This window comes from Kutzneria chonburiensis (assembly GCF_028622115.1).
Lineage (GTDB): Bacteria > Actinomycetota > Actinomycetes > Mycobacteriales > Pseudonocardiaceae > Kutzneria > Kutzneria chonburiensis.
Genome location: NZ_CP097263.1, coordinates 2243603 through 2258494, shown reverse-complemented (window position 1 = coordinate 2258494; position 14892 = coordinate 2243603). Strand labels below are relative to the sequence as shown.

Genomic DNA, 14892 nt, shown 5'->3' with positions numbered 1-14892 from the left:
CGGGGTGAGCGGCCGTCACATCACCAGCGCAACGGATCAGCGCGTCGGCCGGTACGGCCGCAGTTCCCGCCGGGCCAGGGACATCTTGTGCACCTCGTCCGGCCCGTCGGCCAGCCGCAGCATGCGGGCCGACGCCCACAGCGTGGTCAGGATGAAGTCCTGGCTCACGCCGCCGCCGCCGTGCGACTGGATGGCCCGGTCGATGATCTTCTCCACCGCCGCAGGCGTGGCGATCTTGATCGACTGGATCTCGGTGTGCGCGCCCCGGTTGCCGACGGTGTCCATCAGCCACGCGGTCTTGAGCACCAGCAGCCGGGCCTGCTCGATGGCCACCCGCGCCTCGGCGATCCACTCCTGCACCACACCCTGGTCGGCGATCGGCTTGCCGAACGCCACCCGGCTCACCGTGCGCTCGCACATCGCCTGCACGGCCCGCTCGGCCATACCGATCAGCCGCATGCAGTGGTGGATACGGCCGGGGCCCAGCCGGGCCTGCGCGATGGCGAAGCCCTCGCCCTCGCCGGCGATCACGTTCGCGACCGGCACGCGCACGTCGGTGAACTCGATCTCCGCGTGCCCGCCGTGCGCGCCGTCGCTGAAGCCGAAGACGTGCATGCCGCGCTTGACGTTCACGCCGGGCGTGTCGCGGGGCACCAGCACCTGGCTCTGCCGGCGGTGCCGGTCGGGGTTGTCCGGGTCGGTCTGACCCATCACGATGAAGATCTTGGCCCGCGGGCTCATCGCGCCGGAGGCGAACCACTTGCGGCCGTTGATCACGTACTCGTCGCCGTCACGCTCGATGCGGGTGGCGATGTTGGTCGCGTCGGAGGAGGCCACGTCCGGCTCGGTCATGCAGAACGCCGAGCGGATCTCGCCGGTCAGCAGCGGCCGCAGCCACTGCTCCTGCTGGGCCGCGGTGCCGAACTGGGCCAGCACCTCCATGTTGCCGGTGTCCGGTGCGGCGCAGTTGGTCGCCTCCGGGGCCAGCGACGGGCTGCGGCCGGTGATCTCGGCCAGCGGCGCGTACTGGAGGTTGGTTAGGCCGGCGCCGTGCTCCTTGTCCGGCAGGAACAGGTTCCACAAACCGCGCTTGCGCGCCTCGGCCTTGAGCTCCTCGATGACCGGCGGCGCGTCCCACGAGGTCGGGTTGTCCAGCACCCACTGCTTGTGCGCGGCCTCGGCCGGATACACGTGGGACTCCATGAAGTCGGTCAGCTGACCGATCAGCTCCTGGGTCCGCTGGTCGTACTCGAACTCCATCAGTCCTCCTTGACTGCGGCGGCCGCGGCGGCGCCGTGCTCGACGAGCGGGCCGACCAGGGCGCCGATCCGCTCGAACCCGGCGCCGACCGTGCCGCCCTGCACGAACCGGTAGTGGATGCCCTCCAAGATCACCGCGAGCTTGAAGTAGGCGAAGGCGACGTACCAGCCGAGGCCGGAGACGTCGATGGCTGTGCGACGCGTGTAGCGCTCGACCAGGGTGTCGATGGCGGGGAAGCCGGGCGTGGCGCTGACGCCGTTGGTGATCGGGTCGTCGTCCTGGCCGACGCCCTGCCAGTAGACGACGAACAGGCCCAGGTCGGACAGCGGGTCGCCGAGGGTGGACATTTCCCAGTCGAGCACGGCGCTGATGCCCAGCGGCTCGGTCGTCACGAGCGCGTTGTCCAGGCGGTAGTCGCCGTGCACGATCGTGGTCCGCTGCGCCGCCGGCACGGTCGCGGCCAGCCGGGCGTGCAGCTCCTCGATACCAGGGAGGTCCCGGCTGCGCGAGGCGTCGAGCTGCTTGCGCCAGCGGGCGACCTGTCGGGTCATGAAGCCCTCGGGACGGCCGAAGTCGCCCAGCCCGACCTGCCGCGGGTCGACCTCGTGCAGCTCGGCCAGCACGTCGATCAGCTCGTCGGCGACCCTGCCCGCCTGCTCGACCGACAGGCCGGCGGTGTCGGCGCGGGACCGCATCGGCGTGCCGGCGACCCGTTCCATCAGGTAGAACGGCGCGCCGATGACGGCCGTGTCGTCGCAGAACAGCTCGGTCTTGGGCACCGGGACCTTGGTCGGGGCCAAGGCGGAGATGACCCGGAACTCACGGCCCATGTCGTGCGCGGTGGCCAGCACGTGGCCCAGCGGCGGCCGACGCAGCACCCACTGGTGCACGCCGTCGTCGACCCGGTAGGTCAGGTTGGACCGGCCGCCCGGGATCAGCTCCGCGGTGAGCGGGCCGGCCAGCACGCCCGCGGCGTCCATGTGCTTGGCCAGGGCGTCGATGTCCAGGCCGGGCAGCGCGCTCACAGGTCCTCCCCCAGCAGTTCGGCCAGCGCCGCACGGGTGCTGACGGGATCGAGGTGTCGAATGCCGTGCAGGCCGAGCTTCTCGGCGGCCCGCACGTTGGCCGTGAAGTCGTCCACGAAGACCACCCGCTCGGCCGGCAGGTCCAGCCGTTCGAGCAGCAGCCGGTAGATGGGCTCGTCCGGCTTGCGCAGGCCGACCTCGCCGCTGATCACCACCACGTCGCACAGCTCGGCCAGCATCTCGTGCGGGTAGTCGTTGCCCCAGCTGTTGGACAGCAGGCCGATGCGCAGGCCGTGGTTGCGCAGGTCGCGGACCAGCTGCGTCATCTCGTCGCTGGGTTTCATGGCCGCGAACAGCCGACCGAGCACCCCTTCGGGCTCGATCGGCGACCCGGTCGTGCTGACCAGCCGGGCGGCGAACCGCCGCTCGAACTCCGGCACCGGCAGCTCGCCGGTCTCCAGCAGGTGGATCGGGTTGTCCGGCTCGGCGTCGCGGCCCAGCCAGTCCCGCATCAGGGTGGCGAAGCCGTCCGGGTCGATCCCGTCGGCCCGCAGCCAGCTGCCGGTTGTGGCGCTCAAAGGCGTGGTGAGCACGCCGCCGTAGTCGAAGACGACGGCGTCCACCTGGTCACGTGTCGGCACGCCGCGATAGTACCGACCAGTCGGTATGTGGACAACACGACGCGCGTACAGTCCACGATCATGGTGGTCATCGACGCGTGGATGCAGCATCCGACGCTGCGTCACCTCAACCACGAGATGCTCGAATCCCTACGCCGCTGGACCGGCCTCGAGCTGGCCGAGCAGGCCCCGCCGGTGTCGGCCACCGTCGCCGCCCTGGCCGAGGCCGACGTGGAGATCGGCCTGGCCTGCGCCTGGTACGGCCCGAACGAAGTCCTGATCAGCAACGACGAAGTCGCCGAATTCGTCGCGCAGTCGGACGGACGCCTGCGTGGCGTGGCCGGCGCCGACATCACCAGGCCGATGCACGCGGTGCGGGAGCTGCGCCGGGCGGTCAACGAACTCGGCTTCGTGGCGCTACGACTGGTGCCGTGGCTGTGGCAGCTGCCGCCGACCGACCGGCTCTACTACCCGCTCTACGCGGCCTGCGTCGAACTCGGCATTCCGTTCTGCACGCAGGTCGGGCACACCGGCCCGCTGCGCCCGTCGGAGACCGGCCGCCCCATTCCGTACATCGACCAGGTCGCGCTGGACTTCCCGGAGCTGACCATCGTGTGCGGGCACATCGGCTATCCGTGGACGACCGAGATGATCGCGGTGGCCGACAAGCACGCCAACGTCTATATCGACACCAGCGCCTACACCGCCCAGCGGTATCCGGCGGAACTGGTGGATTACGTGCGTGGCCGCGGCCGGCGCAAGGTCCTCTTCGGCTCCAACTACCCGATGATCACACCGGCCAAGGCACTCGGGCACCTCGACGAGCTGGGGCTGGACGACGAGGCGCGCGAGCTGTTCCTGGCCGGCAACGCGCGCCGCGTCTTCCGCCTCTAACGCCCCACGTACGCGGCCAGGTGCTCGCCGGTCAGCGTCGACCTGGCCTTGACCAGCTCGGCCGGCGTGCCCTCGAAGACGATCTGGCCGCCGTCGTGGCCGGCGCCCGGGCCGAGGTCGATGATCCAGTCGGCGTGGGCCATCACGGCCTGGTGGTGCTCGACGACGATGACCGACTTGCCGCTGTCGACCAGCCGGTCCAGCAGGCCAAGCAGCTGCTCGACATCGGCCAGGTGCAGGCCGGTGGTCGGCTCGTCGAGGACGTACACGCCGCCCTTGTCGCCCATGTGGGTGGCCAGCTTGAGCCGCTGCTGCTCGCCGCCGGACAGGGTGGTCAGCGCCTGGCCCAGGCTGACGTACCCCAGGCCGACGTCGGCCAGCCGCTCGAGGATGGCGTGCGCGGCCGGGAGCTGGGCCTCGCCGGTGGCGAAGAAGTCGAGGGCCTCGGTGACCGGCATGGTCAGCACCTCGCTGATGTCCTTGCCGCCCAGCTTGTACTTCAGCACCGACGCGTCGAACCGCTTGCCCTCGCAGACCTCGCACGTGGTCGACACGGTGGCCATCACGCCCAGGTCGGTGTAGATCAGGCCGACGCCGTTGCAGTTGGGGCAGGCGCCTTCGGAGTTGGCGCTGAACAGGGCCGGCTTCACGTTGTTGGCCTTGGCGAACGCCTTGCGGATCGGCTCCAGCAGACCGGTGTAGGTGGCGGGGTTGCTGCGCCGCGAGCCGCGGATCGGCGTCTGGTCCACCGACACCACACCGAGGTCGGTCGGCATGGACCCGTGCACGAGCGAGCTCTTGCCGGAGCCGGCCACGCCGGTGATGACGGTGAGCACGCCGAGCGGGATGTCCACGTCGACCTTGCGCAGGTTGTGCGCGGTCGCGCCGCGGATCTCCAACGCGCCGGTCGACGTGCGGACGGTCTTCTTGAGCGACGCCCGGTCGTCGAAGTGCCGGCCCGTGACGGTGCCGCTCTTACGCAGGCCGGCGACCGTGCCTTCGAAGCAGACCTCGCCGCCGGCCGAGCCGGCGCCGGGGCCGAGGTCGACCACGTGGTCGGCGATGGCGATGGTGTTGGGCTTGTGCTCCACGACAAGCACGGTGTTGCCCTTGTCCCGCAACCGGAGCAGCAGTTCGTTCATCCGCTGGATGTCGTGCGGGTGCAGGCCGATCGTCGGCTCGTCGAAGACGTAGGTGACATCGGTGAGCGACGACCCGAGGTGGCGGATCATCTTGACCCGCTGGGCCTCGCCGCCGGACAGCGTGGCGGCCGGCCGGTCCAGCGCGAGGTAGCCGAGGCCGATCTCCACGAACGAGTCGAGCGTGTGGGCGAGCTTTTCCAGCAGTGGCGCGGCCGACGGCTCCTTGAGCCCGCGCACCCACTCGGCCAGGTCGCTGATCTGCATGGCGCAGGCGTCGGCGATGCTGATCTTCTTGATCTTGGACGAGCGCGCGCCTTCAGCCAGCCGGGTGCCGCCGCAGTCGGGGCAGACGGTGAACGTGACCGCACGGTCGACGAATGCCCGGATGTGCGGCTGCATGCCCTCCTTGTCCTTGGACAGGTAGGACTTCTGGATCCGAGGGACCAGTCCCTCGTAGGTCATGTTGATGCCCTCGATCTTCATCCGCGTCGGTTCCCTGTACAGGAAGTCGTTGAGCTCGCGCTTCGTGTACTTGCGGATGGGCTTGTCGGCGTCGACGAAGCCGGAGGAGGCGTAGAGCCGGTAGTTCCAGCCGCCCGAGGTGTAGCCGGGAATGGTCAGCGCACCCTCGGCCAGGGACTTGCTGTCGTCATAGAGCTGGGTCAGGTCGATGTCGGTGACCGAGCCGCGGCCCTCGCAGCGCGGGCACATGCCGCCGGTGATGCTGAAGGTCCGCTTCTCCTTGACCTGCCGGCCGCCCTTCTCCAGGGTGACCGCGCCGGCGCCGCTGACCGAGGCGACGTTGAAGGAGTAGGCCTGCGGGGAGCCGATGTGCGGCTGGCCCAGCCGGCTGAACAGGATGCGCAGCATGGCGTTGGCGTCGGTGGCCGTGCCGACGGTGGACCGCGGATCGGAGCCGAGGCGCTGCTGGTCGACGGTGATCACGGTGGTCAGCCCGTCCAGCACGTCCACGTCCGGGCGGGCCTGGGCGGTCATGAAGCCCTGCACGAACGCGCTGTAGGTCTCGTTGATCATCCGCTGCGACTCGGCGGCGATGGTGGCGAACACCAGCGAGCTCTTGCCCGAGCCGGACACGCCGGTGAACACGGTCAGCCGCCGCTTGGGGATCTCCACGCTGATGTCGCGCAGGTTGTTCTCGCGCGCGCCCAGCACCCGGATCAGGTCGTGGCTGTCGGCGACGTGTCCCGGCTTTCTCGGGGTGCTGGCCTTGCTCATCGTCTCTCCATCGGTCCGGTCGACGCGGGCAACTGCCCACTGTCTACCTGACGGATGGAGCCAGGGAGATGTGACTCGAGGTTTTCAGTTCCGGACGACCAGGACCGGGCACAGCGCGTGGTGCAGCGCGTCCCGGGTGACGCCGCCGAGCCGGCCGGGGCCGCCGGAGCCGACGACGATCAGGTCGGTGTGGGTGCGGCTGGACACCAGCTCGTACGGCTGGGCGCGGACGGCCTCGAAGTTGGCCGACAGCTGCCGGTTCACCGTGGCCAGGTAGTCCTTGGCGTGGTCGAGCACCTCGCCGTGGACGTCGCCGGACGGGCTGGCGGTGCGGCTGGACGGGGTCGGCCAGGCGTGGGCGACGTGCAGCTTGGCGTGGTAGGTCTCGGCCAGCTCGGCGGCCCGGCGCAGCACCGGCCGGTCCTCGGCGCCGCCGCCGACCAGGGCTGTGATGACCGAGTGCATGCCGTGCACGGCGGCGTCCAGGCCGCGCACCACGACGGTGTCGCAGTGCGCGGCGGCCACCACGGGCAGGACCCAGCGGCCCAGCCCGATGGTCACGTGCTGCCGGCCGCGGCAGCCCAGCACCGCCAGCTCGGCGTGCTCGCTGGCCGGCACCAGGGTGCGCAGCGGATCCGAGGAGCTCTCCACGATGCTGACCGGCAGCGGCTGCATGGTCGCCAATTGGTCTGCCGCCGAAGGTTCACCCGGAAGAGTGGAATCGGCGTAGACGGTCAGGCTTTCCCCACGCAGCCAGGCATACCTGGCCGCCCAGGCCAGTGCGGCGGACCCCCACGGGGATCCGTCGGCGCCGACCACGACGCTCGGCCCGAACCCTTCCGGGGTGACGTGATGAGGACGAGTCGTCGTCGCGCTCGGCAGCACTCTCGCCATGCGAACCCTCCTGGCGGCACAGGGAATCTCGCACGTACTGGATTACCTGACACACTCTGCACCCCGACCGCGTTGATCGCCAGGGGCCGAGTTGGATTGGTTCAGTTACGCACCACCAGCACGGGCGAACGGGAATGGTACAGGGCCGCTTTGGTCATGGGATCAAGGCGGTCTCGATCAGTGAGACGGGTGTCGCCGACCACCAGCAGGTCGGTGTCCGGGCAGGCGACGGCGGCCTCCGGCGGCTGGCAGGCGAACGAGCGCAGATCGGGGGTGAACTTCGGGGCCAGCTTGGCCAGCTGCGCGGCGGCCCGCTCCAGCACGGTCGCCGAGCTCAGCTGCTCGGGCAGCCAGCGCGGCCCGGCCGGCGGCGTCACGTGCACGACGCGGACCTTGGACTGCAACGAGGTGGCCAGCTTCGCCACCTTGGCCAGCACCCCGATGTCCTCGCTGCTGCCGCGAACCATGGCGGTGATCCAGCGGGTGCGGCCGTTGAGTCCGGACGGCACGCCGCGGACCACGACGGTGTCGCAGCGGGCGCGGGTGACGATCGGGACGACGCTGCGGCCCACGCCGAGCGTGCCGTGGTGGTGACCGCGGCAGCCGAGCACGATGAGGTCGGCGTCGGCGCTGGCGCCGACGAGCGTGCCGACCGGGTCCGGTCCGCTGCGGCGGATCCGCACCGGCAGCATCGGCATGCTGCGCAGCGTGGAGCCGATGCCGGCGTCGTTGGGAATGTCGTCAGGGATGTCGACATAGCGCCGGTCGGCCTGGTGTACCTCGAGCTCGGCCCCGGTGACCAGCGCGTGCCGGGCGGCCCAGCCCAGCGCGGCGTCGCCCCAGTAGGAGCCGTCGGTGCCGACCGCTATTCGTTTGGTCACGACGGGCGCGGCTACCGCGGTGACGAGTGTGGTTCTGGTGACGACAGGTGCGTTGAGCGTTGCGGCGGCGTGCGCTTGCGCCATGACCATCCTCCTGGCGCCGATGACGGCGATCTCTCCCGGGATGTCTCTACCTTGGCCTGTTCTCATGACCAATTCCAGTGGCCAGACGTTACGAAGCATTTAACTCTGGCGATCGTGTACGCCCGTATGTCCGCAGTGGACGGACCGGGGCGAACGGTCCGAACACGGGTTTTGTCCCCGGCGGCACAGGTCCGCCGTGGCCCCGGTCGGGCCGCCGTGACGGTGGACTCACGCCTCCGCGTCACCCGTACGGCCCCGGTGTGCTGCTCGTAGTGTCGAGGAAGTGCTCGTCCCACCAGCGGATCCCCCTCTGCCTGGAAACCGGTGGCGCGAAGCCTAACTCCGGCCGACCGGGCGTTCCGGCAGCGCGAGGGTCCTCTTGGGACTCGACGTTGTCCGAGCTGGCGGTCACGTCCTGTGTTCCGCCCACATGCGAGTGCGCCGGACGGGAAACCCGTCCGGCGCACTCCGGTCGCAATTAGCGGTCAACGTTGTCAGAAACCATTTGCTTCCCGTCCGGAAACAAATGTGATCGGGGCCACGTAAACGATTCAGCGCCCGCATTATGCAATGTGCAGTTGATCAGGCCGGTCCGAGCCGCCGGGCCGAGTGGACGGTCCGTGCGCTCAGCACGAAGGCGTCCGGCCGCCACAGCAGGCTGTCCCGGTCGTCGTCGTGGACCAGCCGGTCGATGGTCGCGTGGTCGTCTGCATCGATCCGGTCGCCGAGCATTTCCCGTCGCCGCACAAGCATGTCCCGCAGCAGCAGCCGCGGCTCGGTGTCCAGCGGGGCCGGCAGGTCGAGCAGGAAGGTGCGGCTGGCGCTGGGCATCAGGCCGGCCTTGGCCAGCATCGCCGGCCAGTCCTCCACCGTCCGCGTCGAGCCCGGCAGGCCGGCGCGCATGTCGCTGAACCACTCGTCGTTGGCCGCCTCCAGCCGCGACTGCAGGCCCGGACGGCCGAAGCCGATGTCGCGCGGCAGGAAGCGCATCGGCAGCCCGCCCTCCACGACCGCCAGCACGCCGCCGGGCCGCAGCAGCGCGCCGAGTTCGTCGAGCGCCGCCTGCTGGTCGCCGATGTGGTGCATCACGCCGCTGGTCCAGATCACGTCGGCCGGGCCCAGTTCGCCGAACGCCTCGGGCAGGTCGGCCTGGAGCGTGGTGAGCTCGATCCCCAGCCGTGCGGCCCGCTTTGCCGCCAGCGCCAACAACTCCGGGGCGCGGTCGGCCGCCACCACCTCGGCGTCACCGAAGGTCTCGGCCAGCGCGCAGGCCGCGACACCGGGACCGCTGCCGACGTCGATCACCCGGGCCGGCTCGTCGACCTGCACCCGCAGCCAGTCCATCGCCTGGTCCAGGAAGTCCCGGTGCACCTCGGCGTTGCGCTCCAGCATCTCGCCCAGCGCGGCCCAGTCGTAGTCCGCGTCGGCATGGCCGTGCCCGTGACCGTGGCCGTGTCCCTGGCTCATCGCGTCCCCTCTCGGTGTCTCTGTCGTACACCGTGCGGCAACCGCGAGCCCGTTGGCAAACTACGTTGCTGGTTCGGCAACAAACCGGATGGGCACGTCGGCGTCGGCAAAGGCGGCCAGCCGGTGCGCCTCCTGTTCGACCTCGTCGGGCAGGGCCCACAATGGCGTGACGGTGAGCGCGTCGGGCCTGAGCTTCCACGTGGCGGCAACGAAGCCGTCGACCAGGACCGTGCCGCGAATCAGGCCGTTGTTGGTGAACACGTGCGGCTTGTGCTCGGGGGCGAGGATCCGGGCGCGGTCGGCGTGGGAGAGCAGCGTGTTGTCGAACTCCGGCAGGAAGCGCACCGGCGCCGGGGTGTCCGGGTGCGGGCGGCGCGCGTCGGGCAGGTCATACAGCTGAACACCGTTCTCATCGGTGAACGTCTTGAGCGCCAACCGGTCGAAGACCTCGCGCAGCCGGGTCAGCCCGGACCACTGCTGCGCGTCGGCGACACTGGCCGGCCCGAACGCGGCGAGGTAGCGGCGCACGAGTTCGTCCGTGCTGGTCGGGTTGAACGGCCGGCCCAGCCACGCCTCGGCGGTGGTGCCGGTGGGCTGCCCGCCGACGCCCCACAGCCCGCGCGGCGGCAGCTGCACGATGGCCAGCGTGGTACGCACGGCGTGCAGCAACGCGGTGACGTCCTTGCCCGGCCACCGCTCGGCCAGTGCCCGCCCGAGATCGGCGTTGGTCAGCGGCTCGGCCTCGACGAGCTCGCGGGCGAGCTTGGCGATCTTGTCCAGATCGAGGTTCTCCCGGCCGTACACGCTGCGCGTGTAGGCGGCTTCCAGCATCGGTTGCAGCACGGGCCGCAGCGCGAGGCAGTCATCGGCCGTGACCATGTGCAGGGTCGAGCGCATCAGCGCCAGGCGTACCACCTTGCGGTCGGTCAGCAGGCGGGTCAGCTGCTCGCGCCGGAAGCCGTCGAGCCGCGTCCACAAGGCCACGTACGGCGGGTTCGTGGCCTGCGCCTGGAGACCGATCAGCCGCTCGATCGCCTTGGCCGGGGTGAGCTTCCAACGCCGCAGCAGCAGTTGCCGGTGCAGCAGCGCCCGGTTGAGGGCTCGGCGGGTCAGCACGGTCATGGCGACAGCCTAGGCAGTGTTGCGGACAGGAGCTGTCCGCAATGGGTGGCAGACTGGTGACCGTGTTGGAGACCTCCGCCCGGCTGCTGCGCCTGTTGTCGCTGCTGCAGGCTCGTCAGGACTGGTCGGGCGCCGAGCTGGCGACCCGCCTCGAGGTGGACGTGCGCACCGTGCGGCGTGATGTCGACCGGCTGCGCAACCTCGGCTACCCGGTCGACGCCTCCCCCGGCGTCGCCGGCGGCTACCGGCTGGGCGTCGGGGCGTCGCTGCCGCCGCTGCTGCTGGACGACGAGGAGGCCGTCGCGGTGGCGATCAGCCTGCGCACCGCGGCCGCCGGCAGCGTCACCGGCATCGAGGAGACGTCGATCCGGGCGTTGACGAAGCTGGAGCACATGCTGCCGTCGCGGCTGCGGCACCGGGTGTCGGCGTTGCAGGCGGTGGTGGTGCACACCTCGACGTACGGGCCGAGTGTGGACGCCGAGGTGTTGGCGCAGGTGGCCGGCGCCTGCCGGGAGCACATGCGGCTGCGCTTCGACTACCGCTCGCACGACGGCGCGGCCAGCCGGCGTCAGGTCGAGCCGCACAGCCTGGTCAACATCGGGCGGCGCTGGTACGTGCTGGCCTGGGACGTGGATCGGGGCGACTGGCGGACGTTCCGGCTGGACCGGGCCGAGCTCAAGACGCCGACCGGTCCTCGGTTCCAGCCCCGCACGCCGCCGGCCGACGCGGCAACTTTTGTGTCCAAGGGCGTGACCGGGCGGGCCTACAAGTTCGAGGGCACGTTCCTCATCCACGCGCCGATCGACCGGGTCGCGGAGCGGGTCACGCCCACGTCCGGCCGGCTGGAGCAGGTCGACGAGAACAGCTGTCTGCTGCGCGCGGGCGCGGATTCGCTGACCGGGATGGCGGTGTTCGTCAGCATGTTCGGCTTCGAGTTCGAGGTGCTGGAGCCGCCCGAGCTGGTCGAGCACCTGCGGGCGCACATCGGGCGGCTGGAGCGCGCGGTGGCCCGGCACGCCGAGGGTTGATCAGGTCGGGGATTCCCGACTTCGAGTCGGTTTCTTGGTCGCCGCCGGGATTTTCCCCCTAGCCTGGCGGAAAACGGCTCACGTGGGGGTGGGGACGTCATGTCCGCTGTCAACAGGCGGGAATTCCTGGCCGGTGTGGCCGGCGCGGTGGCGCTGACCGGGGTCGAGCTGGGGAGCCCGCCGTCCGTGGCTGCCGCACCGGATCGCGCCGGCACACCGCTGGCGATCCGTCAGGGCACCAACGTCGCCGGGCAGTACTCCCCCGACGGCACCACGATCGCCATGGACCTCTTAGGTGTGCTGTGGCTGGTGCCGGCGGGCGGCGGCGCGGCCCGGCGCATCACCGACGACCTGATGGACATCGCGCAGCCGGACTGGTCGCCGGACGGCCGGCGCCTGGTGTTCCAGGCCTATCGGGACGGCAACTTCAACATCTGGACCGTCGACCGGGACGGCTCCGGGCTCCGCAAGCTCACCGAGGGCCCGTTCGACCACCGGGAGCCGCGGTTCTCCCCGGACGGCCGCACGGTGGTGTTCTCCTCCGATCTCGGTGGCAGCTACGGCATTCACCTTCTCGACCTGGCCACGAACAAGATCACGCAGCTGACCGACACGCCGATCGAGGAGTACGAGCCGGCGTGGTCGCCGGACGGTGCCCGGGTGGCTTTCGTCGCGGCTGCCAGCCGTATCGACGTCGTCACGGTCGCCGACGGCAGCCGCAGCACGGCTCTGACCGCGGCGGCGACGCAGCAGATCCACGGGCCGACGTTCACGCCCGACGGCAAGGATCTCGTCTACAACCTCGTCACCGCGGCCGCGCCGCCCAACGCGGCAGCCGCCTCCGAGCTCTACCTGTCGGGGAAGCCGCTGGTCACCGGCGAGGAGGCGTACCCGTTCCGGGTTTCCTGGCGTGGCAACGACTTCCTGTACGCCTCCGACGGCGCGCTGCGCCGCCGGTCGCTGTCCGGCGGGCCGGCGTCCGAGGTCGCGTTCACCGCGCCGGTCGAGGTACAGCCGGCCCGGTACACCAAGCGCCGCCGGGACTTCGACTCGCCGCGGCCCAAGCCGGTGGTCGGCATCGGCAGCCCGGTGCTCTCGCCGGACGGCACGAAGGTCGCGTTCCGGGCGTTGAACGACATCTACACCATGACGGTCGGCGGGTCGCCGCAGCCACTGACCCGTGACCCGTTAACGCGCGGAGATTACTGGAAGTCGGATCCGGCGTGGTCGCCGGACGGGCGCTACCTGTCGTACTCCACCGACCGGGCCGGCAAGCTCGACATCTGGCTGCGTGACCTGAGTTCTGGTGTCGAGCGGCAGTTGACCAATCTGCCCAACGCGGCGGCGGTGTCCGGGTCCTGGTCGCGTGACGGCAAGTTCCTGGCGTTCCTTGACCAGACCGGGGCGCTGTACACGGTCGAGGTCGCGACCGGCGCGGTGCAGAAGGTGTTCACCGCGACGTTCGAGCCCGGCCGGCCGACGTGGTCGCCCGACGGGACCGTGATCGCGTTGGCCGCGATCGTGCCGTACTCGACCCGCTATCGCGAGGGCCTGAGCAAGATCCTGCTGGTCAACCGGGTCACCGGCGCGGCCCGCTACGTCGATCCGCTGCCTGACCGCTCGCTACAGACCCGTGGCGACGACGGTCCGGTGTGGTCGCCGGACGGCAGCAAGATGGCGTTTGTCGTCGGCAGTCGGCTGCACGTGGTCGACGTGCACCCGGACGGCACGTTCGCCGGCACGCCGGTGGCGATCAACGACGAGGTCACCGACGCGCCGACCTGGCACGGCGACTCACGACACCTGCTGTACCTCAACAACGGCCGACTGCGGCTGATCGGCGTCGATGGTGCCGGGGTTCGGACCGTGCCGGTCGGGTTGAGCTGGACCAACACCAGCCCGCGTGGCCGTCTGGTCATTCGGGCCGGAAAGTTGTGGGACGGACAGAGCCCGACCTTGCAGTCCGATGTGGACGTCATCGTCGAGGGGCATCGCGTGAAGGCCGTGCGGCCCAGCGGTCCCGGCGTGGACGGGCAGGTGATCGACGCCCGTGACGGCGTGGTGATGCCCGGCATCGTGGACATCCACAACCACCGGGAGATGCAGGGCTACAGCTACGGCGCGCGGCAGGGCCGGCTGTGGTTGTCGTTGGGCATCACGACGACGCGGTCGCCCGGTAGTCCGGCGTACCACATGGTCGAGGAGCGGGAGTCCATCCAGTCCGGCAAGCGCGTCGGGCCGCGCTACTTCGCCACCGGCGAGGCCATCGACGGGTCGCGGATCTTCTACAACTTCATGCGTCCCACCTACTCCACGGACCAACTGGCCCTGGAGTTGGAGCGGGCGGCCGCGCTCGACTACGACCTGATGAAGTGCTACGTGCGGCTGCGGCCGGAGTGGCAGAAGCAGGTCATCCGGTGGGCGCACGACCGCGGCGTGCTGGCCACTTCGCACTACCACTTCCCCGCTTTGGCCTTCGGCGGCGACGGGGTCGAGCACATCGGGGCCACCAACCGATTCGGGTATTCGCGGACCATCACCGCTCTCGGTGCCGGCTACCAGGACGTCATCGACCTGTTCAACCAGACCGGCGCCGGTCGCACGCCGACGCTGTTCCTGTCCGGGGCGCTGCTCGGCGAGGATCGGAGCCTGGTCGACGACCGTCGCGTCAAGACGTTGTACCCCAGCTGGGAGTACGCGTCTCTGGTCGCTTCGGCGCAGGGGGCCGCCACCACCGACCAGACCGCCAACCTCACCGATCTGGCCAAGCAGGTCGCCCAGATCGCCGCCATGGTCCGGGGCGGCGGGCGCATCGTCACCGGCACCGACTCGCCGATCGACCACACGGCCGTCAGCACGCACATGAACCTGCGGGCCATGGTCAAGTACGGGCTGACCCCGTTCGAGGCGCTGGTCACCGCCACCCGCAACGCCGGCGACCTGCTCGGCGAGCCGCTGGGCCGTATCGCCCCTGGCATGTACGCCGATCTGTCCATTGTGGGCGGTGACCCGCTGACGGACATCAAGCAGGCGGCGAATGTTCGGTCCGTGGTCAGCAACGGCCGACTGTTCACCGTGGACGATCTGCTCAAGCCGTTCACCGGGACTGCGGCGGGCATCGCCGCCAACCGGGTCGTCGCCCCCGTGCCCGACCATCCGGCCAACGCCGGCTTCTGGTGGCACGACGAGCACTACGTGACGCACAGCGCCCACGCCTGCTGCGCCGGCTGAACGGCCTC

Annotated in this window: 11 protein-coding genes; 3 read left to right on the top strand and 8 right to left on the bottom strand. The window is 70.3% G+C overall.

From position 1 onward, the window contains the following. Window positions 1-36: 36 nt before the first annotated feature. From M3Q35_RS10400 to M3Q35_RS10390, 3 genes are read right to left on the bottom strand one after another with little or no spacing between them, the layout of a single operon-like run. Window positions 37-1260, bottom strand: a complete 1224-nt coding sequence (locus tag M3Q35_RS10400) for an acyl-CoA dehydrogenase family protein (protein ID WP_273941466.1) — start codon at window positions 1258-1260, stop codon at window positions 37-39. Then, complete coding sequence (locus tag M3Q35_RS10395; RefSeq protein WP_273944302.1) at window positions 1260-2240, bottom strand: phosphotransferase family protein; 981 nt, start codon at window positions 2238-2240, stop codon at window positions 1260-1262. Before M3Q35_RS10395 ends, M3Q35_RS10400 begins: the two co-directional genes overlap by 1 nt. Before the next feature lie 41 nt (window positions 2241-2281). Continuing rightward, complete coding sequence (locus M3Q35_RS10390; protein WP_273941465.1) at window positions 2282-2926, bottom strand: HAD family hydrolase; 645 nt, start codon at window positions 2924-2926, stop codon at window positions 2282-2284. A 60-nt stretch (window positions 2927-2986) separates the two neighbouring features. Between M3Q35_RS10390 and M3Q35_RS10385 the strand changes: the two genes are divergently transcribed. Then, the gene (locus M3Q35_RS10385) at window positions 2987-3799 is read left to right on the top strand and encodes an amidohydrolase family protein (RefSeq protein ID WP_273941464.1); all 813 of its coding nucleotides are present in this window, start codon (window positions 2987-2989) and stop codon (window positions 3797-3799) included. Here M3Q35_RS10385 and M3Q35_RS10380 read toward each other — a convergent pair. From M3Q35_RS10380 to M3Q35_RS10360, 5 genes are all read right to left on the bottom strand, one after another. After that, window positions 3796-6177 (bottom strand): excinuclease ABC subunit UvrA, encoded by a 2382-nt coding sequence (locus M3Q35_RS10380; protein WP_273941463.1) that lies wholly within the window; start codon window positions 6175-6177, stop codon window positions 3796-3798. The two genes, M3Q35_RS10385 and M3Q35_RS10380, sit on opposite strands and share 4 nt — an antisense overlap. Window positions 6178-6261: 84 nt before the next feature. Further along, window positions 6262-7071, bottom strand: a complete 810-nt coding sequence (locus M3Q35_RS10375) for a universal stress protein (protein ID WP_273941462.1) — start codon at window positions 7069-7071, stop codon at window positions 6262-6264. 101 nt (window positions 7072-7172) lie between these two features. Then, window positions 7173-8036, bottom strand: a complete 864-nt coding sequence (locus M3Q35_RS10370) for a universal stress protein (RefSeq protein ID WP_273941461.1) — start codon at window positions 8034-8036, stop codon at window positions 7173-7175. A gap of 582 nt (window positions 8037-8618) precedes the next feature. After that, a complete protein-coding gene (locus tag M3Q35_RS10365; protein ID WP_273941460.1) occupies window positions 8619-9503 on the bottom strand; it encodes a class I SAM-dependent methyltransferase in 885 nt (294 codons plus the stop codon). 60 nt (window positions 9504-9563) lie between these two features. After that, a complete protein-coding gene (locus M3Q35_RS10360) occupies window positions 9564-10625 on the bottom strand; it encodes a winged helix DNA-binding domain-containing protein (protein ID WP_273941459.1) in 1062 nt (353 codons plus the stop codon). Window positions 10626-10687: 62 nt separating this feature from the next. Here M3Q35_RS10360 and M3Q35_RS10355 point away from each other — a divergent pair, with 62 nt between their 5' ends. After that, window positions 10688-11653, top strand: coding sequence for a helix-turn-helix transcriptional regulator (locus M3Q35_RS10355; RefSeq protein WP_337960630.1), 966 nt, complete (start codon window positions 10688-10690; stop codon window positions 11651-11653). Window positions 11654-11752: 99 nt separating this feature from the next. Next, window positions 11753-14884 (top strand): amidohydrolase family protein, encoded by a 3132-nt coding sequence (locus M3Q35_RS10350; protein WP_273941457.1) that lies wholly within the window; start codon window positions 11753-11755, stop codon window positions 14882-14884. The last annotated feature ends 8 nt before the right edge of the window (window positions 14885-14892 follow it).

Bases quoted from the DNA above. Each gene is read 5' to 3' on its own strand.
- M3Q35_RS10375 (WP_273941462.1), bottom strand. From the start codon at position 7,071: ATGGCGAGAGTGCTGCCGAGCGCGACGACGACTCGTCCTCATCACGTC.
- M3Q35_RS10360 (WP_273941459.1), bottom strand. From the start codon at position 10,625: ATGACCGTGCTGACCCGCCGAGCCCTCAACCGGGCGCTGCTGCACCGG.
- M3Q35_RS10385 (WP_273941464.1), top strand. From the start codon at position 2,987: ATGGTGGTCATCGACGCGTGGATGCAGCATCCGACGCTGCGTCACCTC.
- M3Q35_RS10350 (WP_273941457.1), top strand. From the start codon at position 11,753: ATGTCCGCTGTCAACAGGCGGGAATTCCTGGCCGGTGTGGCCGGCGCG.
- M3Q35_RS10380 (WP_273941463.1), bottom strand. From the start codon at position 6,177: ATGAGCAAGGCCAGCACCCCGAGAAAGCCGGGACACGTCGCCGACAGC.
- M3Q35_RS10395 (WP_273944302.1), bottom strand. From the start codon at position 2,240: ATGGACGCCGCGGGCGTGCTGGCCGGCCCGCTCACCGCGGAGCTGATC.
- M3Q35_RS10370 (WP_273941461.1), bottom strand. From the start codon at position 8,036: ATGGCGCAAGCGCACGCCGCCGCAACGCTCAACGCACCTGTCGTCACC.
- M3Q35_RS10365 (WP_273941460.1), bottom strand. From the start codon at position 9,503: ATGAGCCAGGGACACGGCCACGGTCACGGGCACGGCCATGCCGACGCG.
- M3Q35_RS10400 (WP_273941466.1), bottom strand. From the start codon at position 1,260: ATGGAGTTCGAGTACGACCAGCGGACCCAGGAGCTGATCGGTCAGCTG.